The sequence below is a fragment of the Streptomyces sp. NPDC039430 genome, from assembly GCF_055639435.1.
Genome location: NZ_JBVKAK010000027.1, coordinates 40,237 through 67,033, shown reverse-complemented (window position 1 = coordinate 67,033; position 26,797 = coordinate 40,237). Strand labels below are relative to the sequence as shown.

General features: G+C 69.8%; 20 protein-coding genes and 3 pseudogenes. 17 read left to right on the top strand and 6 right to left on the bottom strand.

Annotated features, from left to right (window positions below; genetic code table 11):
* The first annotated feature begins 337 nt into the window (after positions 1–337).
* Both ACZ7LS_RS35890 and ACZ7LS_RS35885 read left to right on the top strand, forming a co-directional pair.
* Positions 338–3,280: a WD40 repeat domain-containing protein gene (locus ACZ7LS_RS35890; protein WP_385134795.1), complete on the top strand. Its 2,943-nt coding sequence runs from the start codon at positions 338–340 to the stop codon at positions 3,278–3,280.
* Positions 3,281–3,445: 165 nt separating this feature from the next.
* On the top strand, positions 3,446–4,375 hold the full coding sequence (locus tag ACZ7LS_RS35885) for an ADP-ribosylglycohydrolase family protein (RefSeq protein WP_382516723.1): 930 nt from the start codon (positions 3,446–3,448) through the stop codon (positions 4,373–4,375).
* A 41-nt stretch (positions 4,376–4,416) separates the two neighbouring features.
* Here ACZ7LS_RS35885 and ACZ7LS_RS35880 read toward each other — a convergent pair.
* Positions 4,417–4,911 (bottom strand): annotated as a pseudogene (locus ACZ7LS_RS35880) (nucleotide disphospho-sugar-binding domain-containing protein); the annotation flags it as partial.
* Positions 4,912–5,068: 157 nt separating this feature from the next.
* Between ACZ7LS_RS35880 and ACZ7LS_RS35875 the strand changes: the two are divergent.
* Together ACZ7LS_RS35875 and ACZ7LS_RS35870 are read left to right on the top strand one after the other, a co-directional pair.
* On the top strand, positions 5,069–5,719 hold the full coding sequence (locus ACZ7LS_RS35875; RefSeq protein WP_382516899.1) for a CatB-related O-acetyltransferase: 651 nt from the start codon (positions 5,069–5,071) through the stop codon (positions 5,717–5,719).
* A 68-nt stretch (positions 5,720–5,787) separates the two neighbouring features.
* A complete protein-coding gene (locus ACZ7LS_RS35870) occupies positions 5,788–6,162 on the top strand; it encodes a CU044_2847 family protein (protein WP_382516726.1) in 375 nt (124 codons plus the stop codon).
* A gap of 21 nt (positions 6,163–6,183) precedes the next feature.
* On the opposite strand, the gene ACZ7LS_RS35865 is transcribed toward ACZ7LS_RS35870, so the two are convergent.
* Positions 6,184–6,585, bottom strand: coding sequence for an ACT domain-containing protein (locus ACZ7LS_RS35865; protein WP_382673414.1), 402 nt, complete (start codon positions 6,583–6,585; stop codon positions 6,184–6,186).
* Positions 6,586–6,701: 116 nt separating this feature from the next.
* Positions 6,702–7,667: a ScbA/BarX family gamma-butyrolactone biosynthesis protein gene (locus tag ACZ7LS_RS35860; RefSeq protein WP_382516732.1), complete on the bottom strand. Its 966-nt coding sequence runs from the start codon at positions 7,665–7,667 to the stop codon at positions 6,702–6,704.
* Positions 7,668–7,829: 162 nt separating this feature from the next.
* On the opposite strand from ACZ7LS_RS35860, the gene ACZ7LS_RS35855 reads away from it, so the two are divergent.
* From ACZ7LS_RS35855 to ACZ7LS_RS35810, 10 genes and pseudogenes are all read left to right on the top strand, one after another.
* Positions 7,830–8,480 carry a ScbR family autoregulator-binding transcription factor gene (locus tag ACZ7LS_RS35855; protein WP_382516735.1) on the top strand — a complete coding sequence of 217 codons (651 nt, stop codon included), beginning with the start codon at positions 7,830–7,832 and terminating at the stop codon, positions 8,478–8,480.
* Positions 8,481–8,546: 66 nt separating this feature from the next.
* Positions 8,547–9,305 (top strand): SDR family NAD(P)-dependent oxidoreductase, encoded by a 759-nt coding sequence (locus ACZ7LS_RS35850; RefSeq protein WP_382516738.1) that lies wholly within the window; start codon positions 8,547–8,549, stop codon positions 9,303–9,305.
* Between the two features lie 291 nt (positions 9,306–9,596).
* Positions 9,597–11,435, top strand: a complete 1,839-nt coding sequence (locus ACZ7LS_RS35845) for a right-handed parallel beta-helix repeat-containing protein (protein ID WP_382970838.1) — start codon at positions 9,597–9,599, stop codon at positions 11,433–11,435.
* Positions 11,436–11,624: 189 nt separating this feature from the next.
* A complete protein-coding gene (locus tag ACZ7LS_RS35840) occupies positions 11,625–12,449 on the top strand; it encodes a FadR/GntR family transcriptional regulator (protein ID WP_382516743.1) in 825 nt (274 codons plus the stop codon).
* 237 nt (positions 12,450–12,686) lie between these two features.
* Positions 12,687–13,997, top strand: a pseudogene (locus ACZ7LS_RS35835) (ABC transporter substrate-binding protein).
* Positions 13,997–14,959 (top strand): carbohydrate ABC transporter permease, encoded by a 963-nt coding sequence (locus tag ACZ7LS_RS35830; RefSeq protein WP_382673421.1) that lies wholly within the window; start codon positions 13,997–13,999, stop codon positions 14,957–14,959. Before ACZ7LS_RS35835 ends, ACZ7LS_RS35830 begins: the two are co-directional and overlap by 1 nt.
* Positions 14,956–15,825 carry a carbohydrate ABC transporter permease gene (locus tag ACZ7LS_RS35825; protein ID WP_385134792.1) on the top strand — a complete coding sequence of 290 codons (870 nt, stop codon included), beginning with the start codon at positions 14,956–14,958 and terminating at the stop codon, positions 15,823–15,825. The genes ACZ7LS_RS35830 and ACZ7LS_RS35825 overlap by 4 nt, the downstream gene beginning before the upstream one ends.
* A 41-nt stretch (positions 15,826–15,866) precedes the next feature.
* Entirely contained in the window at positions 15,867–17,081 is a 1,215-nt protein-coding gene (gene manD / locus ACZ7LS_RS35820) for a D-mannonate dehydratase ManD (RefSeq protein WP_382673426.1), read from the top strand.
* A gap of 236 nt (positions 17,082–17,317) precedes the next feature.
* Positions 17,318–19,720, top strand: coding sequence for a GH92 family glycosyl hydrolase (locus ACZ7LS_RS35815; RefSeq protein ID WP_382673429.1), 2,403 nt, complete (start codon positions 17,318–17,320; stop codon positions 19,718–19,720).
* A gap of 238 nt (positions 19,721–19,958) precedes the next feature.
* Positions 19,959–20,294 (top strand): hypothetical protein, encoded by a 336-nt coding sequence (locus ACZ7LS_RS35810; RefSeq protein WP_382516761.1) that lies wholly within the window; start codon positions 19,959–19,961, stop codon positions 20,292–20,294.
* A gap of 418 nt (positions 20,295–20,712) precedes the next feature.
* Here the strand turns inward: ACZ7LS_RS35810 and ACZ7LS_RS35805 are convergent, their stop codons facing one another.
* Both ACZ7LS_RS35805 and ACZ7LS_RS35800 read right to left on the bottom strand, forming a co-directional pair.
* Positions 20,713–22,326, bottom strand: coding sequence for an MFS transporter (locus ACZ7LS_RS35805; RefSeq protein ID WP_385134789.1), 1,614 nt, complete (start codon positions 22,324–22,326; stop codon positions 20,713–20,715).
* A gap of 138 nt (positions 22,327–22,464) precedes the next feature.
* Positions 22,465–22,851 (bottom strand): annotated as a pseudogene (locus ACZ7LS_RS35800) (NAD(P)/FAD-dependent oxidoreductase); the annotation flags it as partial.
* A gap of 225 nt (positions 22,852–23,076) precedes the next feature.
* On the opposite strand from ACZ7LS_RS35800, the gene ACZ7LS_RS35795 reads away from it, so the two are divergent.
* The 3 genes from ACZ7LS_RS35795 to ACZ7LS_RS35785 all read left to right on the top strand — a co-directional run bounded on the left by ACZ7LS_RS35795 (position 23,077) and on the right by ACZ7LS_RS35785 (position 25,396).
* Positions 23,077–23,691 (top strand): helix-turn-helix domain-containing protein, encoded by a 615-nt coding sequence (locus ACZ7LS_RS35795; RefSeq protein WP_385134787.1) that lies wholly within the window; start codon positions 23,077–23,079, stop codon positions 23,689–23,691.
* A 131-nt stretch (positions 23,692–23,822) separates the two neighbouring features.
* Complete coding sequence (locus tag ACZ7LS_RS35790) at positions 23,823–24,716, top strand: class I SAM-dependent methyltransferase (protein ID WP_385134785.1); 894 nt, start codon at positions 23,823–23,825, stop codon at positions 24,714–24,716.
* Positions 24,717–24,895: 179 nt separating this feature from the next.
* Positions 24,896–25,396: a hypothetical protein gene (locus ACZ7LS_RS35785; RefSeq protein WP_385134783.1), complete on the top strand. Its 501-nt coding sequence runs from the start codon at positions 24,896–24,898 to the stop codon at positions 25,394–25,396.
* A 107-nt stretch (positions 25,397–25,503) separates the two neighbouring features.
* On the opposite strand, the gene ACZ7LS_RS35780 is transcribed toward ACZ7LS_RS35785, so the two are convergent.
* The gene (locus tag ACZ7LS_RS35780; protein WP_385134782.1) at positions 25,504–26,676 is read right to left on the bottom strand and encodes an IS701 family transposase; all 1,173 of its coding nucleotides are present in this window, start codon (positions 26,674–26,676) and stop codon (positions 25,504–25,506) included.
* Positions 26,677–26,797: the final 121 nt, after the last annotated feature.

The window sequence follows — 26,797 nt, the reverse complement described above, 5'->3', positions numbered from 1 at the left end:
AGCGCGATGGCGCGCGCCTCACCCGCGTGCGGTTCGCCCGGCTCTCCCGGGGCCACGGGGGCACCGGACCTGTCGAGGACGTACAGGCACGTGTTCTGGAGGCCGTGCCGATCGGCACCGACGTCCGTCCCGCCACGCCTCGATCGGGCCCAGGACACGGAAATCCATCGGCGCACCTCAGCGCTGTCGGAACGTCGGGTCGGAATCACGAGTCGGTGGAGGCGTGGAGCCCGCCTCGCCGAGCAGGTGTAACAGTCGGAAAGTTGTTCGGTTTCAACGATCTGGTGGTGAACAAACGGATACTGAACAATCGTCGTGATCGACAGGGGGTGGGCACGTGCCACGGGGAGAGACGCCGCTCGCGGCGGGGGACGGGGCACTTCTGCGGTTCGCCGCGGATCTCCGCCGATTGCGCGACGAGGCCGGAAAGCCGGCCTACCGGATTCTGTCGACCCGCGCGCACTACTCCATCGCCACACTCTCCGGGGCCGCGGCGGGCCGGCGGCTGCCGACGCTCGCGGTGACCCTGGCCTATGTGCGCGCCTGCGGTGGGGACGAGACGCGATGGGCGCGGCGCTGGCACGACGTCGCCGCCGAACTCGCCGCCGAGAGCGCCGCGGACGAGGACGAAGCCGCGACGGCGGACCGCGCGGAAGCGCCCTACGTGGGCCTGGCGGCCTTCCGGCCCGACGACTCCACGTGGTTCTTCGGCCGTGAGGCCCTGGTCGGCGAGGTGATGACGCGCCTGGCCACCCAGCGGTTCCTGGCGGTCTTCGGCGCCTCGGGGTCGGGCAAGTCCTCCCTGCTGGGCGCGGGCCTGCTGGCACGGTTACGAGCCGGGAACGACCGCTGCCAGGTGATCACGCTCACTCCGGGGCCGCATCCCCTGGAGGAGACCGCCATCCAGCTCGCCCATCCCGCCCGGTCCACCGCCGCCCGGCTCTACACGGAATTCACCGCGGACCCCGGCAATCTGCACCGGACGGTGCGTCAGATCGCCCTCCAGCGCGGCGACGACGGTGAAGTCGTGCTGGTGGTGGACCAGTTCGAAGAGGTCTTCACCGTCTGCCGCGGCCAGGAGGAGCGGAGCGGGTTCATCGCCGCGCTCGTCGCCGCGGCACGAGCGCCCAGCAGCCGCTGCCGAGTGGTGATCGCGGTACGCACCGACTTCTACCCGCACTGCGCGGAGTACGCGGAACTGGCCGCGGCGCTGCGCGACGCGCAGCTCACCGTCGGACCCATGAGCGCCGACGAGTTGCACCGCGCCATCGTGCGGCCCGCCGCCCAGGTGGGATGCCGGGTGGAGGGCCCCCTGCTCACGGCGCTGACGGCGCAGGCCCAGGGGCAGGTGGCGGTCCTGCCCCTGCTGTCGCACGCCCTGCTGGAGACCTGGCGCCGCCGGCGGGGCAATGTGCTGACACTGACCGGGTTCCAGGCGGCCGGCGGCATCGAGGGCTCGCTCGCACAGACGGCGGAGGCGTTCTACGCCGCACTCGACCCCGGCCGGCAGGCGGTCGCCCGTCACCTCTTCCTGCGCCTGACCGCCCTCGGCGAAGGCACGGAAGACACCAAACGCCGTATCACGCGCGCGGAACTGGACCCGGACGAGGACACCGCGGCGGTACTGGACCGGGCCGTCGCCGTACGTCTGATCACCCTCGACGGCGGGCGTCTGGAAGTCACGCACGAGGCGCTGATCCGCGGCTGGCCCCGGCTGCGCCGCTGGCTGGCCCAGGACCGGGAACGCCTGCGCGCCCACCGCCAGCTCACCGAGGCGGCCGGGACGTGGGAGTCACTCAACCGCGATCCCGGCGCGCTCTATCGCGGCACGCGTCTCGCCACGGCGGGGCAACTGGCGCGCGACGGTGACAGCGGGCTCACCGTACGGGAGCGCGCGTTCCTGGACGCCAGCCTGGCCGCCGAGGCCGCCGAAACCACCATCGCCCTGCGCCGGGCCCGGCGGCTGCGGCTCCTGGTCACCCTGCTCGCGGTCCTGCTGACCCTGACGACCGCGACCTCCGTCTACGCCGTCCGCGCGAACGAGGAGGTCACCCGGCAGCGCAACAGCGCGATCGCCGCGAACGCGGCGGAGGGAGCCACCGAACTCCTCCACAAGGATCCCGCCCTGGCCGTGCAGATCGGCCTGGCCGCACACCGGCTGGCCCCCACCACACACACGCGCGACAGCCTGGTCAGCACGCTCATGCCCTCCTGGGTGGGCCACTCCGGCGAGCTGGTCTCACTGGCGATCGGCCCGGACGGGTCGTTCCTGGCCACGGCCGGCGGCGACCGTACGGTACGGCTCTGGGACATCGGCGATCCCCGGAGGCCCGTCCAACTGGCCACGCTCGGCGTCTCCGGCACCTTCGTCCGCTCCGTCGCGATGCGGCGGGACGGGAAGATCCTGGCGACGGCCGGGGACGACCGGAGGGTCCGGCTGTGGGACATCTCCGCCCGGAAGCGGCCTGCGCTGCTGGCCACTCTCGACGGCCACACCGGCGCGGTACGCTCCCTGGCCTTCAGCTCCGACGGCCGCACCCTCGCCAGTTCCGGCGGCGACCGGACCGTACGCCTGTGGAACACCGGCGACCCGGAGCATCCCACGAGCCGGGCGACGCTCGGCGGACACCAGGACACGATCCGCTCCGTCGCCTTCAGCCCCGACGGCCGCACGCTGGCCACGGCCGACGACGACGAGACCGTGCAGCTGTGGGACACGGGCGATCTCGGCCGGCCCACGCGACTGTCGCGCTGGCGCGCGCACCGCATCACCGCGCTCTCGGTGGCTTTCGGCCCGCGCGGAGATGTCCTGGCCACCGCCGGGGGCGGGGACTCCGCGGTACGGCTGTGGGACATCGGGGACCGCGGGCACCCCCGGGAGCTGTCCGCTCTCACCGGCCACACCGATGTCGTGGGCGAGGTCGCGTTCAGTCCGGACGGCCGCGCGCTCGCCACCGGGAGCGATGACCGGACACTCCGGCTGTGGGACGTCACCGATCCACGGCGGCCCGCCGCCCGGACCATCCTCACGGGATACACCACGGCTCTCGGCGCGCTGCGTTTCGACCCGCGCGGCCGGGCCGTGGTGTCCGGAGCGTACGACGGTGCGATCCGCGTCCTGCCGGTCGACTTCCGCCCGCTCCTCGCGCGCGCGTGTGTGCCGCCGCGCGCCCCACGATCACCCGGGCGGCCTGGGACCGGTACCTGCCGGGCGTCTCCTACCGGCCGCCCTGCGGGGCTGAGGCCGCCGGGAGACCCTGAGCCGCTGGGAGACCCCTGAGGCCGCCAGGAGGCAGACCCAGGCGCCGGCCGGCCACCGAGAGCGGTGCGCCCGCGCGACGAGGACCGAACGCACGGCCGGGGGCCGGGGGTTGACTCCGGCGCCGGCTCAGCCGTGCGTGGCCGGCGTCGGTTCGTACGACCGCCGGGCCGATACCCTGACGAAGTGAATCGACCACAGCGGTCCGCCGGCGCGGTCATCGGGTCGGCGGTGGGTGACGCCCTCGGAGCTCCCTTCGAGTTCGGGCCGGCGGGAGCGTTCTCCGCGCGGTTCCCGGCGCCCGGGGCCGGCGGCGAGATGTGCGGAGGCGGCGGCTGGGATCCCGGCGAGGCCACGGACGACACGCAGATGGCGGTCCTGGTGGGGGAGTCGCTGCTGGAGCGAGGCGAACTGGATCCGCCGGACATCTTCGCCCGCTTCCAGCGATGGGCGGCGTCCGGCCCCAAGGACATCGGCCTCCAGACCGAGGACGTCCTCACCAACGGCATGCCCTGGGACCTGGCCGCCGGCGTTCACTTCCAGGTCAACCGGCGCGCGGCGGGCAACGGTTCCCTGATGCGCGCCGCCACTTCCGCCGTCCGCTTCGCCCGGGACGGGCAGCGGGCCACCATGGACGCCGCGCGGCGCATCGCGGCCCTGACCCATGGTGACCGCGCCGCCTGGGAAGGCACGGCCGTCTTTCACGCACTCATCCGGATCACCCTGGAGGGCGCCGAGCCTCTCGGCGCCCTCGCCGACGTCCTGGACCTCGTCCACCCGGACCACCGCGCGCGATACGCCACGGTCCTCGCCGCCGACTGGCACCCCGATCAGGCCACCGAGTTCAACGGCGCCGTCTGGCCCTGCTTGGGCTCCGCGGTCTGGGCCCTGCGCGCCACGGGCGGCTTCGAGGAGGCGCTGCGCGCCGCGATCGACCTCGGCGGTGACACGGACACCGTCGCGGCGGTCACGGGCGGGCTCGCGGGCGCGTACTACGGACTCGACGCGATCCCCGCCCGCTGGACCGCACCTCTGCACGTCCCCTTGCCCGGATCCGGCGGACGCGTGCTGCGACTGCCCCAACTGACCGAACTCGCACAGCGTCTCGCGGCCTGACCACCGTCGTGTCCCGCGCCGGCCCGGCGGCGGGGCGCGGATCAGCCCAGCGACTCCTCGATGAGACCGGCGGCCCGCGCGGTGCCGCCCTCTGCCCGTGCTCCGGCACGGAGCCGCGCCGAACGACGGCCGGCCTCCGGGTCGGCGACGAGTTCACGCAGAGCGGTCAGCAGGGTCTCGGCGGTGGCGTCCGCGGTGTCGACGCGACGGGCCACGCCCAGCTCGACGAGCCGGTCGGCGTTGGTGAACTGCTCGGCGCCCTGCGGGACGGCGATCATCGGGACGCCGACGAGCAGCCCTTCCCCGCTGCCGCCCATCCCCGCGTGGGTGATGAACGCGTCGGCCTGCTCCAGAATCGCCAACTGAGGCACCCAGGAGCGCACTTCGACATTGGCCGGGATGTCGCCGAGGTCCCGCGGGTCGGTGTACTTCCCGATCTGGAGGACGACATGCCAGCCGGGCAGGCCGCCGTAGGCCGCCAGGCACTGGCGGTAGAACTCCGGCCCGTGGGTGTACGCCGAACCCAGCGAGATCAGCAGCGCGGACGTCGTCCGTACCGATTTCCCGTCAGGTTTCCCGTCGGTGACGTCGATCCGCAGCGCGGGCCCCGCTCGGCATGGTGTGATCATGGCACCGGATCGAACACCCGATCCCCGTCGATACCGATACGCACCCCGCGAGGACATGTTCGTCATGCCACTGCCCGCCGACCCGGCCGTTCTCCATCCGATGCCCGATCAGCCACGCGTGGTGCTGCTCCGACCGCTGGTGAAGTCGCCGCTGATCGAGGTCGGGGAGTACTCCTACTACGACGACCCGGACGACCCGACGGCGTTCGAGACACAGAACGTGCTGTACCACTACGGCCCGGAGAGGCTGGTCATCGGCAAGTTCTGCGCACTGGGCACGGGCGTCCGGTTCATCATGAACGGTGCCAACCACCGCATGGACGGCCCGTCGACCTTCCCCTTCCCCACCATGGGCGGCTCGTGGGCCGAACACTTCGACCTGCTCACCGGCCTGCCGGGACGCGGTGACACCGTCGTCGGGAACGACGTGTGGTTCGGCTACCGCACGACGGTGATGCCCGGCGTACGGATCGGAAACGGCGCGATCATCGGCTCGGGCGCCGTGGTCACCACGGACGTGCCCGACTACGGGATCGTCGGCGGAAACCCGGCTCGGCTCATCCGTACCCGCTACAACGACGAGGACGTGGCCCGGCTGCTGTCGGTGGCCTGGTGGGACTGGCCGGCGGAACACATCACCGAGCATGTACGGACGATCATGTCGGGCAGCGTCGCCGACCTTGAGGCCGCCGCACCGGAGGCCCCTCGCGTGTGACCCGGTGACCGGTCCGGCCGGGCGCCGGGTTCGTTAGGATCTCCCACTCCCGTCCGTTGGAGGATGCCATGAGCGAACGAGCCGTTCACACCGTCGAAGTGCCTCTGGGTGACGGCAGTGACGAGACGATCCGGGTGCAGATCCGTGAAGTGGACGAAGCCCTCGTCCGAGTCGGGCGCGGCAGTCGCTCCGTGGCGCGGGCCGAGCGGTCGTTCGGCCAGATGCTGGACACCGTACGGCCCGTGGCGGAGAGCTTCGTCGGGCGGCTGCGGGGGATGGCGAACGCGCCGGACGAGATCACGCTGGAGTTCGGTGTGTCGCTGTCGGCCGAGGCCGATGTCGTCATCGCCAGTACGGCCACGGCCGCGAACTTCTCCGTGAGTCTGACCTGGAACCGAAGCGACGAGGCGGCCCCGACGCCCGTCGCCCCACAGGGGAGTTGACCGGCGCGGAGCGCGGCGCGGTCATGGGGACCGGTGCGCGAGGGCCTCCAGCGCGGCGACCGCCTCGGCGGCGCGTTCGTACGGTACGAAGAGGTGGTCGTGGTGGAAACCGGCGACCACGTTGCAGCTCAGGCCGATATCGGCGAGTTCCCGGGCGACGGCGGCGGTGAGGCCGACCGCCTCCAGGGCGGAGTGGACGCGCAACGTGATCCAGCCGGCCACGTAGTCGTACGGCAGTCCGACCGTATCGGCGTCCTCCAGCCGTACCACCAGCGTGAGGCCCTCCTGCTCGGCGACCGTGACCACGGGGGTGACACCGGCGGGCACACCACCCTCTTCGGCGGTGGTGAACACATAGCGGCCCGGGTTGAGTCGCGGCCGCATACCGCTCAGCAGTTTCCGCAGATCACTTTCACCGGTCATGCCCGGCAGACTACGCGCGGATCCGGTACGGCGAGCCGCGCGGGTACCGCGCGGCGGCCCGTCCGGCGGGCGCGGCCGGCCCTCCCCGGCCGGCCGCACCCCCTCCGGAATCCCGGCTACGTCGCGCGCGGCGGCGCCGCTCCCGGCACGGCGGCCGGCACGCAGGTCACCACGGTACGGAAGACCTCCCTGCCGTTCTGCGTCCCTGCCACTCGGAGCCGGTCCCTGCCCAGCAGGTCCGGCTTGTCCGGTGCGACATCGATCGAGACCGGGGCGTCGAACTCGACGTACCGCGAGAAGACGGTGTCGAAGTCGAGCGGGACCACCGGGCCCCGCTCGCCGAACTCGGCCCGGACGGCCTGGGACACGGCCTCCAGGAGGACCATCCCGGGGATGTGGTCGTGCGGGTGGTCGTAGAGAGTCGAGTGCGTGGTGTCCGTGCGCAACTGCCAGTGGTGCGCGGTGCCGGTCGGTGCGATGACGACATCCCTGACGTCATCACGGCCCACCAGATCGGGAGCGGCGGGCGGCGCCGGGGGCAGGGCGTTGGCGAAGGCCCGTCCGGCGTCCGCGTACTCCCTGCGCAGCCGGCGGTAGATGCCCGGCGGGTGCGTGGTGTAACGGATCTCGCCGGTGCCCAAGTGCTCACCGGCGACGGTGGAGTTGATGTACGCGGTCAGATGCACCGAGCCGCCGCGGCGGCGCGTGACCGTGGTGTGCGTGATCCTCAGCTCCGCGATCACCGGCCCCGACCGCGGGCGTAACGCGGCCGGAACGACGGCGGTCCTGGCGTACTCCCAGCCCAGTCGGTGATCGAGCGGGATGTCATGGACCGTGTGGGAGAGCAGGGCGAGCCCCTGCCGGATGCATTCGGTGAGGAGCAGAGGGCTGGCGGCACCCCCGGGGAGTGTGTAGAAAGAGTGCGTGTGAGGCCACCGCAGGGTAACGATCTGGGTCTCGGGGGAGACGTTGCGCCAGTCGCGGACCAGGATCTCCTCGGTCGCGGACTTGCGTACGTACCCCTTGAGCGCGGGTTCGGGTGCGAGTGTGGACGGTGCTGAGCGGATGGTGTTGCAGGCCATGCGACTTCTCCCCCTTGGATGTCGCTGGAACTGGAACGTCAACACGTGCCGGCGGGCCGGCTTGCGGTGTCACGTGTTGGCTTGAATCAGCTGCCGCATCATAAAATAGAGAGCATTCTTTTCTTTGTCGAGGCTTTACTGAGTATGGTGGGGAACAATCAGTTGACGGGACGGAGCCTGAAGCAGGAACGGGCGTTGCGCACCAGGGCCGCTCTGGTACGGGCCGGGGCGGAGGTCTTCGCCGAGTCCGGATTCGCCGGTGCGAGTGTCGCCAAGATCGCCCACCGCGCCGGACTCACACTGGGCGCGATGTACTTCCACTTCCCGAGCAAGGAAGAGCTGGCTCGCGAGATAGTCCGCAGCCAGCCCGACCTGGTGGTGCCGCCGATCGAGTCCAGGGGAATCCAGCACGCCATCGACGTCACGCTCACCTGGGGCCGTCAACTGGTCGATGATCCCGTGCTGTTGGCGGGAGCCCGGCTGGTGATGGACCAGGAGCACTTCATCGACCCGGACGAGAACTCGCACCAGCAGTGGGTGCGGGTGATGACCGAGGATCTCGTCGACGCCGGGCGCAGACGAGAACTGAGGGTGGGTGTCCAGATCGACGCGGTGGCCCGCCTCATCGTCTACGCGTGTACCGGCGCGCAGATGCACGCGAGCCTGGAGAGCGGGCGACGTGATCTGCGCCAGCGCATCGAGGAGATCTGGCACTGCGTCCTGCCGGCGATCGCGGTGCCCAGTGTCATGAAGCGCCTGGAGTTCGGCGAGGCCCGCGCGAGCGCCACACCCACGCGAACCGCCTCCCCTTAGGCTCCTTCCGGAACTCTTTCCGGCTTGATTCATTCTGCATACGAATTCCTGCGTACGGGGGGACGAGTGTCACTCACAGGCAAGACAGTCATGGTCACCGGGGCGTCCAGTGGCATCGGAGAGGCGGCGGCGCGGCTGCTCGCGGCGGAAGGCGCGGCGGTCGTGCTCATGGCGCGGCGCGAGGAGCGGCTCCGTGAGATCACCGGAGAGATCAACGACGCGGGCGGGCGGGCCGTCGCGGCACCGGGTGACGTACGGTCCGCCGCCGACGTCGAGCGCGCCGTGGCGCTCGCCGTGGACCGGTTCGACTCGCTCGACGGGGCGTTCAACAACGCGGGCTGGGGCTCGCTCGGCACTCCGCTGCACGAGATGGACGAGGCCGAATACGACCGGATCATGGACACCAACGTGCGCGGGGTCTGGAACTGCCTCCGCCAGCAGATCCCCGTGATGCTGCGCCAGGGGTCCGGCGGCTCGATCGTCAACACCTCCAGTACGGCAGGGCTGTTCGCCACCGGAGCGGCGGCCCCGTACGTCGCCGCCAAGCACGCGGTGGCCGGGCTGACCAAGGCCGCCGCGGCCGAGTACGGCGGCCGGGGGATCAGGGTCAACGCGCTGATGGTGGGTGCCACCAGGACCGAGCTGATGGACGAGGCCATCAGCGTGCTGCCCCAGCTGGAAGAACTCAGCGTCGGCCGGGCCATCCAGCGCAGGCTCGCCGATCCCCAGGAGATCGCGCAGGCCGTGGTGTGGCTGTGCGGCGACCGATCCTCGTTCGTGACGGGCGCTTCCGTGCCCGTGGACGGTGGCTGCAGCGCCGTGTGAGATCCGCGCCCCCGTTCTTCCCCTCCCTGTGCGTACGTCCTCGATGTGCGCACAGGGAGGGGAGAACCAATCGCATCACCGGGCAGCACCTTCCGGCCAGGCATGCCCTCGTGAGTGCTGGGACTATTGACGAGTCGTGAGTTGGGAAGTTCAATCTCGCCCATATGGTCAAGCTGCCGGCACAGAAGGCGGAACCTTTCGACCGCCTTGATGTCCGAGCGTTCCCGGACACGTAGCCGCTCGCGGTTTGGCGGTTCCCGCACAATCGCCAATCCCACCAAGGGGTAAAACATGTACCGCAAGATCATGCCCGGCCTCTGTGGCCTCGCGTTGCTCGCTGTGGGCGTGGTGTCCGTCCAGAGCGGCGACGCACGCCCTGACAACGTTGCCCTGGCAGCCGCCGACGCCCGGCCGGCCGCGTTGTCCGAGGCCCAGATCGTCGCCGCGGCCGGGGCCACCACTCCCTTCGTGACGGTGGAAGCCGAATCCGGGACGCTCGGCGGCGGCGCCCGTGTCCGCTCCATCAGCCCCGGCGCGACGCCCCCGACCAAGGCCACCCTGGAGGGCGAGGCCTCGGGGTACGCGCTGGTCGAACTGAAGGCCAACGGCGATTCCGTGACGCTGACGAACAACACGGGGAAGAACGCCAACAGCCTCGTGGTCCGCGCCTCGATCCCGGATTCGGCCGGGGGCGGCGGGATCAACGCGACGCTGAACCTGTACGTGAACGGCACCTTCCGCCAGGCGATCTCCCTCAGCTCGCAGCAGGCGTGGAACTACCGCGGTGCGACGACCAACCCGGACGACCCCCGCGCCGGCGGCGTGGCCTACCGCTTCTACAACGAATTCCCCCTGCGGGTGACGGGCGCCGCCATCGCCCCGGGCAGCACCATCCAGCTCAAGAAGGACGCCGGCAACACGGCCGCCGTCTACGACATCGACTCCGTCGACCTGGAGAACGTCGGTGCCGCACTGGCGCAGCCGGCGAACTCGATCTCCGTCGTCAGCAACGGAGCGGACCCCGGCTTCCAGAAGGATTCGACGGTCGCCATCCAGGACACGGTGAACGCCGCCCGCTCGCAGGGGAAGTCGGTGTGGATCCCGCAGGGCAAATACCTGACGAACAGCCTGGTTTCCAAGCCGTTGGACTTCACCGGTGTGAAGGTGCAGGGTGCCGGCATGTGGTACACCACCCTGTTCCGCAAGGTTCCGCTGCCGGCCAACTCCTGGCGTTCGCAGATCGTCGTGGGCACGAAAACCACGCTGACGGACCTTCAGATCGACACCAACGCCATCTGGCGGGGGGTCGGTGACACCGGCGGTTCGGACTACGGCGTCAACGCCGGCGGTACGGGCTGGCTGATCGACCGGCTCTGGACGCGGCATATCGACTCCAACTGGCTGTCGGGCACGAACGGTGTCCTGCAGAACAGCCGGACCGCCGACAGTTACGGCGACGGCTTCAACATCAACAACGGCAACACGCCGAACCCGGAGAAGCTCGGCCTCAACATCACGGTCCGTAACAGCTTCGCCCGGAACACCGGTGACGATTCCTTCGCGACGTACTCGGACGCCGGCGCCGCCGGACAGAACGGCCAGGTATCCGGGGCGAAGATCCTCAACAACACCGCGATCGCGCCCTGGTGGGCCAACGGGATCCGGATCGCCGGCGGAAAGAACGTCGAGGTGCGGAACAACGTGGTGAACAGCGTGTCGTCGAACAACGCCCTGGACATCAGTGTGTTCGGCGATTCCGGGCACCCCCTGGAGTCCGCCACGGTCGCCGGAAACGTCCTCCAGGGCGGCGGCGGCTGGAACGGCGTCCGGCACGGGGTCCACATCGGCTCACCAGGGGCCACCTCGCAGTTCCCGAACGCTTTCACGAACGTCACCTTGAGCGACAACATCATCCGCGGGTCGCTCACGGCCGGGCTCAGCATCGATCGCACGCGCGTCAATGTCACGCTGACGAACAACACGATCGACCGGCCGGCGAAGGAGGGAATCTGGATCAACTCGGGAGTCACCGGCACGGGGAAGTTCACGGGCAACAAGATCCAGAACCTGCTCCCGGGGCAGGTGGCACAGCGGAACGACTCACCGAACACCTTCAAGATCACCGGCTGAACGCGGATCCGGCCCGGCCCCGGGTGACCAGGGCCGGGCCGGGCAGCCGGGACCTTCAGGACAGGTCCTGGCAGCAGGCCGGTACGAGGGTGTCGGCACCGACATGATGAGCGAGCGCCGCCGTCAGCAGGCCGACGGCCACGGTGCTCAGCCGGAGAGCCTCGGCGGGCCGGCCTGTACGCTGCCCCTATGCAGCCGCCCGCCCCCTCATCACCGTCGGGCTCCTCGCAGTCCGGACCTGTCACGGACCCCGCGCAGCGGGGGCTGCTGACGGAGCGCATCGCGCGTCAACTGGAGCACGACATCAGGTCCGGAGAGATCGCCGTCGGGACGAAACTCCCGTCGGAGCGCGAGCTCGCCGCCCACTTCGGTTCCAGCAGGAACGTCGTGCGCGAGGTGCTACGACGGCTGGAGGCCCAGCATCTGATCGAGGTCGCGCCGGGGCGCGGTTCGTTCGTGCGGGAGCAGACCTCAGGGCAGGCCCGGGGGTACGACGCGCTCTACCGGGCGGGCCGGCCCACGGTCCGTCATCTGATCGAGGCACGGATTCCGCTTGAGGTCGAGATCGTCCGGCTGGCGACCGAGCGGGCCACGGACCACGACATCGCCGCGATGCGGTCCGCACGGGACGCCATGGAATCGGCGACCGACGTCGTGATCAAGGCGCAGGCCGATATGAGCTTCCACGACGCCATCGCGGTGGCGAGCAAGAACCCGGTGCTACGGATCATGCTGTCCTCGATCAGCGGGATGATGTTCGAGATGATGTTGCGCTCGAACTCCGACCCGTCGATCGGCGAGGCCGGCGTTCCGCACCATCCGGAGATCTTCGAGGCGATCGAGGCGCGGGACGTGGAGGCCGCCTGTGCGCGGATGCGGGAGCACCTGATGCTCGGTCTGCGCACCTACGGGGCGGATCTCGACCTTCAGGTCGACATCATGGCACGCAATCACATCGAGGCGCTCCTCGGACAGACGGAGACCAGGCGGGGCGGCGCCACGGGGCGGGCGTAGCCCACCAAGCGCGCCACGGGCCGGGCGTAACCCACCAAGCGCGCCAGGGGGCGGGCGTAACCCACCAAGCGCGCCAGGGGGCGGGCGTAACCCACCACGCGGCTTCGGGAAATCGCGGTCAGAGGCTGGTCGGCATGGCTCTTCCACTGTTACGGTCTTGGCCGTCGCAACTGGTCCTACCAGTTGGACCAGTGATCTGAGAGCCGTTCGTACACCGCAGAGAGACGAGGACCAAGGATGTCCACGAGCAGCCAGCTCCTGAGCCGGCGCTCCTTCGGCAGGCTCGCCGCCGGGGCCGTCGGCGCGGGGGTGCTCAGTGCCTGTTCGGCGCGGGGCGGTTCCCCCTCGGCCGACACACCGTTGCGGATCATGGCGATCAACCATGTGTGGTCTCAGGCGATCCGGCGCCGGACGAAGGAGTTCGAGGAGCTGATCGGGCGGCGGGTGTCGATGACGCTCCTCACCGCCGACCAGCTCGCGAGCAGCTACAACGTCAAGCTCAACGCCTCCGGCACCGACGTGGACGTGATGATGGTCCGCGCGCTGCAGGAGCAGTTGGTTTTCGCGCACAACGGCTGGCTCACCGACCTCACCGACCGGGTCGGGGGAGACGAGGAGTTCGCCTGGCCGGACTTCCAGAAGGCCCCGCGCCAGGCGTCCGTGACGGCGGGAAAGGTGCTGAGCGTCCCGGTGGTGACCGAACGCCCGGTGCTGTACTACCGGAAGGACATGGTCGACGATCTCGGCGGGCCGCCCCGTACCCTGGACGCGCTGATGGCCGCCGCGCAGGAACTCACGCGGCGGAACTAGGGCTTCTACGGCTTCGTCGGCCGGGGACAGCGCAGCGGCGCCGTATCCCAGTGGTCGAGCTTCCTGTACTCGCACGGCGGTGACTTCGTCGTGGAGGGCAAGTCCGGCATCGGAACTCCGGAGGCACTCGCCGCGTACGAGTACTACGGCAGGCTGCTGGCGAGAACGGGCCCGCCCGGAGCGACCAACATGAGCCTCGAAGGCGCCATGCCGATCTTCGCGCAGGGCAAGGCGGCGTTCTACATCGATGCCGACGCGATCTACAGCAGCTTCCTCGACCCGAAGGTGTCCACCGTGCGGGAGAGCGTCGGCTTCGCCCCCTTCCCCGCCGGACCGGCCGGCGCCCGGCCGCACAACATCCCGTCCTGGAGCCTCGGCATCAACACGTTCTCCCGGCTGCGCGACGACGCCTGGCAGTTCATCAAGTGGGCCGCCGGGCCGGAGATGTCCGCCGCGCTCCAGGCGGACGGTATCCCCGGCGCCCGCGCCTCCGTGTGGTCCGATCCGAAGGCGCTCGCCGTTTTCCCGCCGGACCTGGCCGACGCCATGCGGCTCAACGCGGAGCGCGGCCTGGGCTATGACCGGCCCCGCGTCCTTCAGGTCGGCCGGGCCCGGGACATCGTCGGGCGGCCGCTGGTCGCCGGCATCCTCGGCGAGGCCGTACCGCCCGTCGCCCGCGACGCGGACGCGGAGTTCGCCGACTTCCTGGTCCGCGACAACCGCCACAAGGAGTCCTGATGTCCCTCACGAAGGCCTCCACGGTCCCTGTCGCCTCCCGTCCGCCGGGCGACGGACCGGCCCGTGCGCGCCGGCCGCTCACCTTCGAGCAGGCCAACCGGCGCCTGAAGTGGACGATGCTCGCCCCGGCGCTGCTCTTCGTGGGCCTGATGATCGTCTTCCCCCTGGCCTTCACACTCGACCTCAGCCTGACCGACGCCTTCGGCGCGGTGAACGCCGGCAAGAAACACATCGGCCTGCGGAACTTCACCGATGCCCTCGGCGACACCCGCCGGTTCTGGCCGGCCGCCCGCCGCACACTCGTGTTCACGGTCGGCGCGGTGCTGGTGGAGACGGTGCTGGGCCTCGCGTTGGCGATGCTGATGCGCAAGCCGTTCCGCGGTATGCGCTGGGTGCGTACCGTCCTGATCATTCCGCTGCTCACCACTCCGGTGGCGATCGGCATCCTGTGGCTGCTGATCCTCGATCCCACCAACGGCATAGCCAACCACCTCCTCGAAGGCGTCGGACTGCCCAGGCAGGAGTTCCTCGGCTCGGTGGGCCAGTCGCTGCCGACACTGATGCTCATCGACGTGTGGCAGTGGACACCGATGATGACACTGCTGCTGCTCGCCGGCCTGACCACCCTCCCCGAGGAGCCCGAGGAGGCCGCGCTCGTCGACGGCGCCAACGCATGGCAGCGCTTCCGCCACATCGTGCTGCCGATGCTCGGCCCGGCCCTGGCGACCGCGCTCGTACTGCGCGCCGTCGACGCCCTCAAGACCTTCGACATCCTCTACGCCACCAAGGGCGCGGGAGGCGGCTCGGACTTCGAGGCGGAAACCCTCAACGTCTACGCCTACGGGCTCACTTTCGACTACCAGGAGTACGGCCTGGCCGCCGCCGTTCTGGTCCTGTTCACGCTCTTCATCATCGCTGTCGTGGTGCTGCTGCGCCGCCGGGGCGGAAGGAAGACCACATGAGTGCCACCGTCACCCGCGTCACCCGCTCGACCGGCAGGCGCCCGGCCGGACCGCCGCGTCGCAGGAACCGGTCCTGGTTGCGCGGCACCGCCATCACGATCGTGACGCTCGTCTTCGCGTTGCCGGTGGTGTGGATGTTCGCCGCCGCGTTCAAGACCAACGTGCAGGTGACCGACCCGTCCGTGGGCCTGTGGTTCAGCCCCACCCTCGACAACTTCCGCACCATCATCGAGGCCGGGCAGATCCTGCGGTCGATGGGCAACTCCCTGCTCGTCGGCGTGATATCCACCGCGTTGTCCGCCGTCATCGCCGTACCGGCCGCCTGGGCCGTGGGCCGGTTCAACATGCACCGCACAGGCTCCCTCATCCTGGTCGCGCGCATCGTCCCGGCGATCTCGCTGCTGGTGCCCTGGTACTACCTGTTCGCGCAACTGGGGCTCGTCGGCTCCTACACCGTGCTGATCCTCAGCCACATGTTCGTCTCCGTCCCGCTCATCATGTGGATCATGATCAGCTTCTTCGCGGGGCTGCCGGTCGAACTGGAGGAAGCGGCGCGTACCGACGGGCTGAGCGCCTTCGGTGCCTTCTGGCGCATCTCGCTGCCGCTGGCGGCACCGGGCACCGCGACCGCCTCGCTGCTGGCCTTCGTCTTCAGCTGGAACAACTTCATGTTCGCGCTGGTCTTCGCCGACGACATCACCCAGACCGTGCCGGTGACCCTCTTCAACTTCATCTCCTACGCGAGCACCGACTGGGGTGGTCTCATGGCCGCCTCCACCCTGATCACCGTCCCCGTCGTCCTGGCCGCCGTCCTCGGCCAGAAGTACCTGGTGTCCGGGCTGACCTCGGGCGCCACCAAGGGCTGACCAGCCCCTCACCCCCGCACCCGGAAGAGAAAGCAACATCCATGAAGATCGTCGACGCGACCGTCGTCGTCACCAGCCCCGGCCGTAACTTCGTCACCCTCAAACTGACGACGGACGAGGGGCTCACCGGCCTCGGCGACGGCACCCTCAACGGCCGCGAGCTCGCCGTCGTCAGCTACCTCACCGACCACGTGGCCCCACTCCTCATAGGTCTCGACCCGCACAGGATCGAGGACACCTGGCAGTCCCTGTACCGGGGCGCCTACTGGCGGCGCGGGCCGGTGACGATGGCCGCGATCGCCGCCGTCGACGTCGCCCTGTGGGACATCAAGGCCAAGGCCGCCGGGCTTCCGCTCTACCAACTCCTCGGCGGGGCGAGCCGGGACCGCGTCGGCACCTACGGCCATGCGAACGGCCGTGACATCCCCGAACTCCTCGACTCGGTCAGGGCCCGCCTGGCCGAGGGCTACCCCGCGGTCCGGATCCAGTCGGGCATCCCCGGTCTGCGGGCCGTGTACGGCGTGTCCAGTACGGACGGCACCGGATCGCCCGTCCCGCATCAGCAGGCCCGCCCCCTGGTGGAGGACTGGGACACCGACGCCTACCTGCGTCACATGCCCGCCGTATTCGAAGCGGTACGCGCGGAGTTCGGCGCCGAACTGCCCCTGCTCCACGACGCCCACCACCGGCTCACACCGATCCAGGCGGCACGGCTCGGCAAGGACCTGGAGCCCTACCGGCCGTTCTGGCTGGAGGACTGCACCCCCGCCGAGAACCAGGAGGCCCTGCGACTGGTACGCCGGCACACCACCACGCCGCTGGCCATCGGCGAGGTCCTCAACACCGTGTACGACTACCAGGCCCTGATCACCGAGCAGCTGATCGACTACGTGCGCTCAGCGGTCACGCACTTCGGCGGTGTCACACCGCTGCGCAAACTCTTCGACTTCGCCGCGCAGTACCAGATCAAGAGCGCCGTGCACGGGCCCGAGGACATCTCCCCGGTGGGGATGGCCGCCGCGGTCCATCTCGACCTCGCCGTCCACAACTTCGGCATACAGGAGTACTCGGGTCACACCCCGCTCACCGAGGAGGTGTTCCGGCACGCGTACACCTTCACGGAGGGGTACCTGCACCCTGGCGAGGCGCCCGGCATCGGAGTGGAGCTGGACGAGGAACTGGCTGCCGCCCACCCGTACAAGGCGGCCTATCTGCCCGTCAACAGACTCGGGGACGGGACTGTCCACGACTGGTGACCCGGAGTTCTCCACGGGACGGGGGCCCAGGTCAGGCCAAGGCCCCCGTCATCCCGAAGGCCCTCGGCCACCACGGCACGACCGGCGGCCCGTTGGCGGACATGGGGGCGGTCAGGGACGTCAGCGATGTCGGCGCCGGGGCCGCGGCCCGGCTTTTGTTCGGTCTCTTGACATAAGTCACAGCAGCTGTAAGCATCCGAGCCCAAGACAACGTTGTCAATCGGGAGGCGCTCAACATGTCCAGATTCGTCACCCGGTGGCGAACGGCGGTGGGGGCGACCGCCGCGGCGGTCTTGGCGGGCCTGCTGGGAGTCCCCGCCGCCAGTGCCGCGCCGCATGCGGTCTCCGATCCGACTGGCTACGTCAATCCGCGAGTCGGCAACACCACTTCGGGAATGACCTTCCCCGGAGCGGCCGTGCCGTTCGGCATGGTGCAGAACAGTCCGGACACGAATGTGGGCAATGCCGCCTACAACTATGAGGCCACCACTCTGACCGGCTTCAGCCAGGTACATCTCTCCGGTATCGGCTGCCCCGCGGGCAGTTGGGTCCGGATCATGCCGACCGTGGGTGCGGTGACCGACACATCCCTCTCGGCGAACATGTCTGAGTTCAGCCACGACACCGAGGTGTCGAGGCCCGGTTACTACGGTGTGACGCTGGAACGGCACAACATACGCGCGGAGCTGACGTCGACCACCCGCACGGGCGTCGACCGGTTCACGTACGCGGACGGTGAGCCGGACCGCAAGCTGATCGTCAATGTCACGGACGTCTGGGGGCAGACGTTCGCGAGCGATGTGAAGGTCGTCGGCGACAAGATCCAGGGGTCGGTGACGAGCGGCTCCTTCTGCGGGGCCAATCGGCCGAGCCGCTACACCCTGCACTTCAGCATGACGTTCTCCGAGCCGGTCGCCGCGGTCGCCACCTGGAACCGTGGCGAGAAGGTACCCGTCGCCGGGCGAACCGCTGCCACGGGCGGCGCCGTGGTCTCCTTCGCACCCGGCGGGAAGGCCCCGGTCGTCACCCACACCGGCGTCTCCTACACCTCGGTCGAGGGCGCGGAGAAGAACCGCGTCGCGGAACTGTCCAAGGGGCGGGGGTCCCGAGGGAAGCTGAAGTCCTTCGACACGGTGCGCGACGACGCGCACGCGGTGTGGAAGAAGCAGCTCCGGAGCGTACGGGTGTCCAGCGACTCGACCGACGACCTGAAGACCTTCTACACCGAGCTGTACCACGGGTTGCTGCACCCGTCGGTCGCACAGGACGTGGACGGCACCTACCAGGGCTTCGACGGCAAGCCGCACCAGGTCGCACCGGGCGACGACTACTACCAGATGCTGTCGATGTGGGACACGTACCGATCGCAGAATCAGCTGATCGCGCTTCTCGAACCGAAACGCGCGACCGATATCGCCCGGTCGATCCTGGCGATCTATGAACAGGGCGGATGGGTGCCCCGGTGGTCGCTGGGCCAGGCCGAGACGAATGCCACCAGTGGTGATCCCGTGACGCCCTTCATCGTCACCCTGTATTCGCGCGGTCTGCTCGATGACGAACTCTCCGCCAAGCTGTTCGCCGCGCTGTGGAAGAACGTCAATGAGGTTCCGCCCCCGGCGACCAACATCAAGGCGCGAGAGTTCAATCCGGACTACCTGTCCAGGGGATTCATTCCGTCCGAGCGTAGTCCGGGCGAGGCCGCTTCCATCGGTCTCGAATACTCGCTGGCGGACTGCGCGCTCGGCACGATGGCCATCGGCCTCGGAAAGGTCGCGGAGGCGGAAGCCCTCCGGCCTCGCTGTGACGAATTCGCGCACATCTGGAATCCGGACATCGAGTCCAAGGGCTATGCCGGGTTCCCCCAGGTCCGCGCCGCTGACGGCGGTTTCGTACCGACCGACGCGGTGGTGAACGGCAAGGGCTTCAAGGAAGGCACCGCCTGGCAGTACCAGTGGCTCGGCCAGCAGGACCCCGAGGCGCTGTTCCGGCTGATGGGCGGAGCCGATGAGGCCGAGAAGCGGCTCGATACGTTCTTCACCTTCCCCGCGGTCCTCGACGATGTCTCCACGGCGGCGTCGAAGCACTGGGTGACGGGGCCGATCGACTACAACGGCCACTTCGAGTTCAACCCGAACAACGAGCCCGACTTCCATGCCCCGTGGATGTACGCGTGGACGGACAGCCCCTGGAAGACGTCCGCGGTGACACGCGCGCAGCGCGCGCTCTACACGGACACGTACAACGGTATTCCCGGCAACGACGACCTCGGCGCCAGTTCGGCCATGGGCGCGTTCGCGATGCTGGGCCTCTTCGAGGCACAGCCCGGCACGGGCAACTACATCTTCTCCGCGCCGATGTTCCCGAAGGCCGTGATCACGCAGTCCGACGGTACCCGGCTCACGCTGAACGCCCCGGGGGCGAAGTCATCGGTCAACCAGTACATCGACAAGCTGACCGTCGGGGGTGAGAAGACCGCTCGTAGCTGGATCTCGCACCATGACCTGCTCGCCGCCGGCACGGTCGACTTCAGGCTCACCACGGACGGAGCGTCGTCCGGCTGGGGACGCGGCAGCGGGAACCAGCCGCCGGCGATGCTGGGGGTGGAGGAGGACCCGGCCGCCACGTCACCGATGGACTGAAGGAAACGGCCCTGGCCCGATCGGCGGATCGGGCCAGGGCCCGTCTGTCCGGGGGTGTCCGGCGGTGTCCGGCGTCGTCGTCGAGGCCTGCGTCTGCCTCGATGAGGGTGAACGCCCCGTCTCAGATGTCCAGTTGGCGCTGACCCGCGCCGGTCAACACCGTGGGGGAGCAGGTCGGAGGTAGTGTTCCGGCATGAAGTCAGCGCCGCCTCGGTTCCCGCCGCATCCCATCCGTGGCGTGCGCGTGCTGCATCAGAAGCAGAACTGCGCGCCGCACTTCGCGGAGATCACAGTGGATTTCGAGCCCGCAGCCGAGGGCTGCGCCTTCGAGGTGGCCGAGGGGCTGACGGTGGAGTACGAACCCTCCGGGGATCTGCCGCGCTTCTTCGCGGCGGTCGCCGCCGGGATCGAAGAGCAGTTGAATCTGCCCGAGCACGGCGTCGTGACCGCCACCAGAGTGGTGCTGCGGCAGGCCCGCGCCGAGGCGTTCGGTTCCCACGAGTTGGCGTTCAGAATCGCGGGATATCTCGCCGCCCGCGAGGCTCTGGAGCATGCGGACGCGCCGCGCCTCTGAGTGGCGCCCCCCGCCCGCGACGGCCGGCGTGGACCGGGTGGACGGCGACTCGGGCGTTTTCGATCCTGCCGCACTCATGTCCGCACCGGCCCCGCCCATATGACCACGCGATGCGGCAGGGGTCAGCCGGGCCGGCGCCAGGGCGTGAGGTCGAGCCCCGGATACCGTAGCGCCATCCCGGCCGGCGTCTCCGGTGTCCAGTACGGATGTCCGGGGGGCGGGAACCCGAATGCCTGGAGCTGGCGCGGGGTGACCCGCTCGACGAACGTGAACCAGTCCCGCTGACCGGCGGAATAGGCCCCAGCCCGGGCACTGCCCCCATTGGACGCCGGAGGGACGGAAGTTCAGGTGCGGCGTGCCGGACGGCCCTCTGCCGTGCGGGCGGCGTCGTGCTCCGTCCGCGCGGAGTTCTGTGAGGTCAGCGGGCGGCGACGCTCTCCGCAGCCTCGGCTTCCGGGGCTGTCTCCTCGTCGGCTTGTGCGGGGGTGGTGTTCTTCGGGCCGCGCACCGCGACGTAGACGAGCAGGACACCCATCACGGCGGCGCCGGTCCACATGGCTTGCTGCCAGCCGTCGACGAACGACTGCTGTGCGGCGTGGATCAGGTCCTGGGCGTGGCTGCCGGTCCTGGGCGCGACCTCGATGGCGTTGGCGATGCCTTCACGGGCGGTGTCGGCAGCGTCCGTGGGGATGCCGTCGAGCTTGGCGTCGATGGCGCCGCGGTAGCCGTTGGCCAGGAGCGCGCCGAGCATCGCGACACCGAGAGCGGTGCCGAACTCGCGGGTGACGTCGTTGAGTGCCGAGGCAACGCCTTGCCTGGCGCGGGGCAGTGAGCTGGTGATGGCCTCCGTGGAGGGTGTCATCGACAGACCCATGCCGATGCCCATGGCGAGCATGCCGGCCAGGATGGACAGGTAGCCGCCTTCGACGGACACGAACAGAGCCATGAGCGCCAGGCCGAGCGTGGCCAGGGCTACGCCCATGGTCATGGTGGAGCGGGCGCCGATCTTGGCGGCCATCTTCGGGGCCAGGCCGGAGGTCGTCATCATCATGACGGCCATCGGCATCATCGCCACTGTGGACAGCAGCCCCGACCAGCCGAGCACGGCCTGGAAAAACGGGAACAGGACCACGGCGATGCCGGCCTGGACGCCGAAGACGACCAGCAAAGTGATGGAGCCGGAGGCCAGGCCACGCTCACGGAACAGGCGTACGTCCAGTAGCGAGGCGTCGCGGCGGTGCAGCTGCCAGGGCACGAAGGCGATGGCGGCGGCGACGCCGACGGCCAGGCTGATCAGGGTGATCGGGGCGGTCCAGCCGCGTTCGGGGCCCTCCTGCAGGACGAAGATGAGACCGATCACGGCGATGGTGGAGATCAGCGCACCGATGGTGTCGAAGGAATGGGCGGAGCGTTCGCGGGAGTTGGGCACCGACTTCAGAGTCATCGCCAGCGCGACGGCCACCAGGACCACGGGCAGCACGAACAGCCGGCGCCAGTCCGCGACGTCGACCAGCAGGGCGGAGAGGAACATGCCCAGGATGCCGCCGCCTCCGGCGACACCGGTCCACACACCGATCGCCTTGCCGCGTTTCTCCTCGGGGAAGGTGGAGGTGATGACGGCCAGCGTGATCGGCATGATCATCGCGGCGCTGATGCCGGCGGCCACACGGGCGGCGATCATCACCCCGGCCGACGGAGCGAGTCCTGCGACGATGCCGGCGGCGCCGAAGATGATCAGGCCGGCGATCAGCATGGGCTTGCGGCCCAGCCGGTCACCGATCGCGCCGAGCGGCAGCAGCAGCGCGGCCAGGGCGAGGGTGTAGATGTTGATGATCCACAGGACGGTGGTCTGCGAGGCGCCGAACTCGACGGCCATGTGTGTCTGGGCGACGTTCAGCCCGGAGACGGAGGCGATGACGGCCATCAGCGCGATCGAGACGGTGATCAGGATCGCGCGCAGCTGACGCGCGTCCGGCGCACCCGCGCCGCTGACCGGAGCGGCCGCCGCCTGAGGAGGCTGATTGATACTCATGGTTTCCTTCCCAAGAGGGCATGCGGAATCAGCGCCGGGACAGGACCGGTCGCCAGGTTGGTGGAGACAGGGGACTTGCTCACCGCGCGGACCGCCGGACGGCGGTCCGCGCGGCTCTTCAGCAGCGGGGCTTACGTGTCAGTCGGTGGTCTTCTGCGCGGCGGCGAGCGCGGCGTCGGTATCCGCGGCGGCCAGCACGGCGTTGATGTGGGCACCGGCCAGGGCTCCGGCCGCCGCGGAGGCGCCGATCTGAGCGGTGGGGGCGGTGGCGTTGCCGGCCACCCACACGCCCGGGATCTCGGTGGTACGGGCCATGGCTGAGGCGAAGCGTCGGCCCATGTCGTCGGGCAGGTCCTCCATCGGCAGCTTCAGCCCGTCCGAACCCTCGGTACGGGCCTGCATCCGCGTGGCCACAGCCAGAACCCGCCGCCCGGCAAACGTGCCGTCCGGCAAGCGGACGCCGGCGAGGGCGCCGTCGTCGTCGACGACTTCCTTGACGTCGGTCTCGATGACGCGGATGTCGCGGGGACGACCGAGCGGCGCGAGCGGGCCAGCAGCAGCGCGCCGTTCAGGCCCGCGGCGGCGCCGCCGATCACCACGACATCCACGGTCTCGGTGGGCAGTGCGTCGCTCTCGTGGTGGGAAGTCCGCGCAGACATGTCGCGCCCTTTCGTCGTACCTGGCCCCCGTGCTGCACCAGCTGTATGCGACGTTAAGCCCATGTTGCATCAAGGGCATACCATGTTGCCTATGACGCAAGAAGACCGGCAGCTGGACAGCCTCGTACGCAAACGGATCCGCGCACTGCGCGTCGCGCAGGGCTGGTCCCTGGAGGAACTGGCCACCAGGGCAAACCTCAGCCAGTCCTCACTGAGCCGCATCGAGAACGGTCAGCGCCGCCTCGCCCTGGACCAGCTCGTCACCCTCGCCCGCGCCCTGGACACCACGTTGGACCAGCTCGTGGAGAACGCCGCCGACGACGTCGTCATCAGCCCGATGATCGACGGCGCGCACGGTCTGATGCGCTGGCCCATAAAGGGTGACCTCGGTATGAGTGTGATGCGTCAGAGGATGACCGACCCGCCGCCCGACAACCCGGCCCGTATGCGCGCCCACCCCGGCCGCGAATGGCTCGTCGTGCTGTCCGGGACCGCCGTCCTCATGCTCGGTCACCGGCGCTTTCGCATCGAGACCAACCAGGCCGCCGAGTTCCCCACCATGATGCCGCACGCCATCGGTGCCGAGGGCGGACCGTGCGAGATCATGGGCATCTTCGACCGAGATGCCCGCCGTGGCCACCAGAAGGACGCCGGCGCCGACGGCTCCGAAGCTGACTGTGGAGGCGCCCAGATCCGCTGCGAGTAACGGGCCGCAGCCCCGCCGGAGACCCTCGGCGCAGTGGGCGATATTGCGCGGTGGGCAGCACACCGAGCCACCTCCTTGCGCATTCCGCAAGTGATCGTGCTGGCGGCGCATGGTGGATTTATGGTGAAGCCATGACCCACACGCATCAGCACACCTCCCACCACGGCGACAGCGGTCACCACCCCGACCAGGGCCGCGTCGGCCACCACGAGCACAGCGATGGCGGTCAGGCGGAGATCCTCGATCTGGACGCCGAGGTGCTCGCCGAGCACATAGCGTCCATCACCGCCTGGCTGCCGCTGAAGGCCGAGCCGCGCCAGATCGTGGACCTCGGCTGCGGCACCGGCGCGGGAACCTTCGCACTCCTCGAACGCTTCCCCGACGCACAGGTCACCGCCGTCGACACCTCGGCCGGGCACCTCCAGCTCCTGCGCGAGAAGGCATGCGCCCGCGGTATCGAGGGGCGCGTACGGACCGTGCAGGCCGACCTCGACGCCCATCACTGGCCCGGCCTCGGCACGCCGGATCTGGTGTGGGCCTCGGCCTCGATGCACCACATGGCCAACCCCGACCGCTCTCTGCGCAGCGTCCGCGAACTGCTCACCCCCGGCGGCCTGTTCGCTGTCGTCGAGCTCGCGGGCTTCCCCCGCTTCCTGCCCGCCCACGCCCCGGAGAACCGGCCCGGTCTCGAAGAGCGCGCCCACGCGGCGACCGACAGCTTCCACGCCGAGCACGTTCCGCACCGCGGCGCCGACTGGGGCCCGATGCTGACAGCCGCCGGCTTCACCGTCGAGGACGAGCGCACCATCACCGTCAACATCGAAGGCGCGCCCAGCGAAGCGATCGGCCGCTACGCCTACGGCAGTTTGCGGCGTATCCGCGGCGTCGCCGCACCCGCCCTCAGCCCCGAGGACCTCGCCGCACTCGACGAGCTCCTGGACACCGACAGCCCGAACAGCCTTCTGCGCCGCGAGGATCTCGCCGTACGCACCGAGCGCGCCGTCTGGGCCGCCCGCCGCACCTGACGCCCGGCGCGGAACAGGGTTGCCTGCCGGGCAGCCCCAGCACCGGATTGCCTGCCTCATACGCAACCACCGCCTGCGCAGCGCCGTGCGCGTCGTTGGGCTGAGCAACCACGCCCGCGCCGCCCGCGCAGTGCCATCGCGGCGCCGCCGCAGCGCGGAGGAGAGGAAAGGGAGCATTCATGACCGCACCGCAGATCCCCGCCGACTACGAAGCCTGGCGCCAGGGCCGGTGGGAAGAGATCGCCGGAGCGTACGGCAAGGCCAAGGTCGTCGCCAACGCCAAGATCACCGACCTGGGCCCTCACGCGCTTCCCGGTATCCCCGGCGAATGGCGCACCACCGAAGCAGGAGACCTGACCGTGGCGGCCAAGGCCGCCGATGGAGTGCGGGTAGCCGGCGGCCTGGTCGACGCAACGAGCCCCGTTCCCTCCGGCGGCCCCCTGGAATTCCCTGACAACAGGGTCGGCCTCACCGGCGGCGCGGATGGCTCCTACGGCCTGGTCGTCATGGACCAAGGCCGCGTCGAGCGCACCGGACTCACCGGCGTCGACACCTTCCCGTACGACCCCGCCCGGGTCTTCGACGGAGCGAAAACCAACAGCAGCGATCCGCATCCGGACAGCCCGTCAGATCCCGCACCACAACAGAAATCTTCGTGTCGTGTCCACATGCCCCGCTGACCGTCCGCGGCGGACGGCTCCTGATCGACAGAGTCCGGGCCGGCCGCCCCGTTGCCCAACGGACAGCCGCCCATCAGTCGCGTCAACGACCCTGCGGGTCAATACACCTAGGCGGCCCCCCGGTGGGCGTTGTCGTTCTCGTGTATGCGCCGGTAGACGTACGCCGCCGTGGCCAGTGTCATGTGGTGGTGCCAGCCCGGGAACGACCGTCCCTCGAAGTCGAGCAGCCCGTAGTCGTCCTCAAGGCTCTGGATCGCGGCACGGGTCAGCGTCAGACGGCGGATGAGGGTCAGCAACTCGCTGGTCCGTTGCTGCGCCAGTGAGGTGAGCCAGTACCGCACAGGGCGTCGGCCGGCGGACGAGACCTCGGCGAGGAGACGGCAGCCGCCCGGGCCGCCGGGCAACCGGACCGGCGTGGAGAGCACATTCGCGTGACGGCCCGGGCCGAGTCGCTCCGTGCTCACCGTATGGCGCTGGTGAGCGGCCAGGTGCGCCATCAACTGGTGGGCGCCGAGCGGGCGCCCGCGCGGCTGCTCTCCGAGGAGCTGCGGGGCGTCCGGCACGACCGGCTGGTCCTGTCGGACCTCAAGGACGAAGTCCTGCTGCCGCTGGCCGAGTTGCAGAGCCAGGTGGGCGGTGTCCATGCCGGGCTGGAGATCGGCGACGAACGGGGTCCGGCCGGAGAGCCGCAGTGCGGCGAGCCGGTCGACGAGTTCGAGCACGAGCGCCCAGTCGGGCGCCGCGCCGACGGACTCGGGCAGGCGGGCCCGCCGACGGCGTACCGCGTCCCCCGACCAGGTGTCGTCCACCAGCAGCCGCCAGTCGACGGGGATGCTCTCGTCCTCGGACGTCAGGAACAGCCCTATCCCCACCTGGCAGTTGAGCATGCGCCCGGCCCCGGGCACGAAGCGTCGGTGCACTCCGACCGAATGCTCGCCGCGCTTCTCGATGAAGGTGACGCCCGTGGTCCATATGTGATGGGGGAGATGCGCGGCGGCGGCGCGGGCCAGCGTCTCGCGGGCGGTCGTCCAGTCCCAGGGGCTGGCGCTGATGAACTGCTGCAGCGCGTGCGGGGCCCCGGGACAGGGGGAGACGCCGCGTGCGATACGCCGGATCGTCTTCTTGCCCGGCACGGTGAGCATGCCGCACAGATACGCCTCGGCCCAGCGGCGCTGGTCGCTGCGGGGCAGATGACCGAATACGTCCGAAGCGAAGGCGGACAGGTCGCTGGGTGTGGTGACCGATCTCAACGGCACTGTGGAGACATCTGCTGTCGACATGAGACCCCCGGAGAACAGCCGACGTGGACAGTGACAAAAAATAGCACTTTTTTTCTTTCTTGGTCTGGGTAGGCAACCGGAACGCACTTCGGCACGTCGGCGTTGCCATGCTCTGTCGGAC

Bases quoted from the DNA above. Each gene is read 5' to 3' on its own strand.
- ACZ7LS_RS35875 (WP_382516899.1), top strand. From the start codon at position 5,069: ATGCCACTGCCCGCCGACCCGGCCGTTCTCCATCCGATGCCCGATCAG.
- ACZ7LS_RS35870 (WP_382516726.1), top strand. From the start codon at position 5,788: ATGAGCGAACGAGCCGTTCACACCGTCGAAGTGCCTCTGGGTGACGGC.
- ACZ7LS_RS35865 (WP_382673414.1), bottom strand. From the start codon at position 6,585: ATGACCGGTGAAAGTGATCTGCGGAAACTGCTGAGCGGTATGCGGCCG.
- ACZ7LS_RS35860 (WP_382516732.1), bottom strand. From the start codon at position 7,667: ATGGCCTGCAACACCATCCGCTCAGCACCGTCCACACTCGCACCCGAA.
- ACZ7LS_RS35845 (WP_382970838.1), top strand. From the start codon at position 9,597: ATGTACCGCAAGATCATGCCCGGCCTCTGTGGCCTCGCGTTGCTCGCT.
- ACZ7LS_RS35840 (WP_382516743.1), top strand. From the start codon at position 11,625: ATGCAGCCGCCCGCCCCCTCATCACCGTCGGGCTCCTCGCAGTCCGGA.
- ACZ7LS_RS35830 (WP_382673421.1), top strand. From the start codon at position 13,997: ATGTCCCTCACGAAGGCCTCCACGGTCCCTGTCGCCTCCCGTCCGCCG.
- ACZ7LS_RS35825 (WP_385134792.1), top strand. From the start codon at position 14,956: ATGAGTGCCACCGTCACCCGCGTCACCCGCTCGACCGGCAGGCGCCCG.
- manD (WP_382673426.1), top strand. From the start codon at position 15,867: ATGAAGATCGTCGACGCGACCGTCGTCGTCACCAGCCCCGGCCGTAAC.
- ACZ7LS_RS35815 (WP_382673429.1), top strand. From the start codon at position 17,318: ATGTCCAGATTCGTCACCCGGTGGCGAACGGCGGTGGGGGCGACCGCC.
- ACZ7LS_RS35805 (WP_385134789.1), bottom strand. From the start codon at position 22,326: ATGAGTATCAATCAGCCTCCTCAGGCGGCGGCCGCTCCGGTCAGCGGC.
- ACZ7LS_RS35795 (WP_385134787.1), top strand. From the start codon at position 23,077: ATGACGCAAGAAGACCGGCAGCTGGACAGCCTCGTACGCAAACGGATC.
- ACZ7LS_RS35790 (WP_385134785.1), top strand. From the start codon at position 23,823: ATGACCCACACGCATCAGCACACCTCCCACCACGGCGACAGCGGTCAC.
- ACZ7LS_RS35785 (WP_385134783.1), top strand. From the start codon at position 24,896: ATGACCGCACCGCAGATCCCCGCCGACTACGAAGCCTGGCGCCAGGGC.
- ACZ7LS_RS35780 (WP_385134782.1), bottom strand. From the start codon at position 26,676: ATGTCGACAGCAGATGTCTCCACAGTGCCGTTGAGATCGGTCACCACA.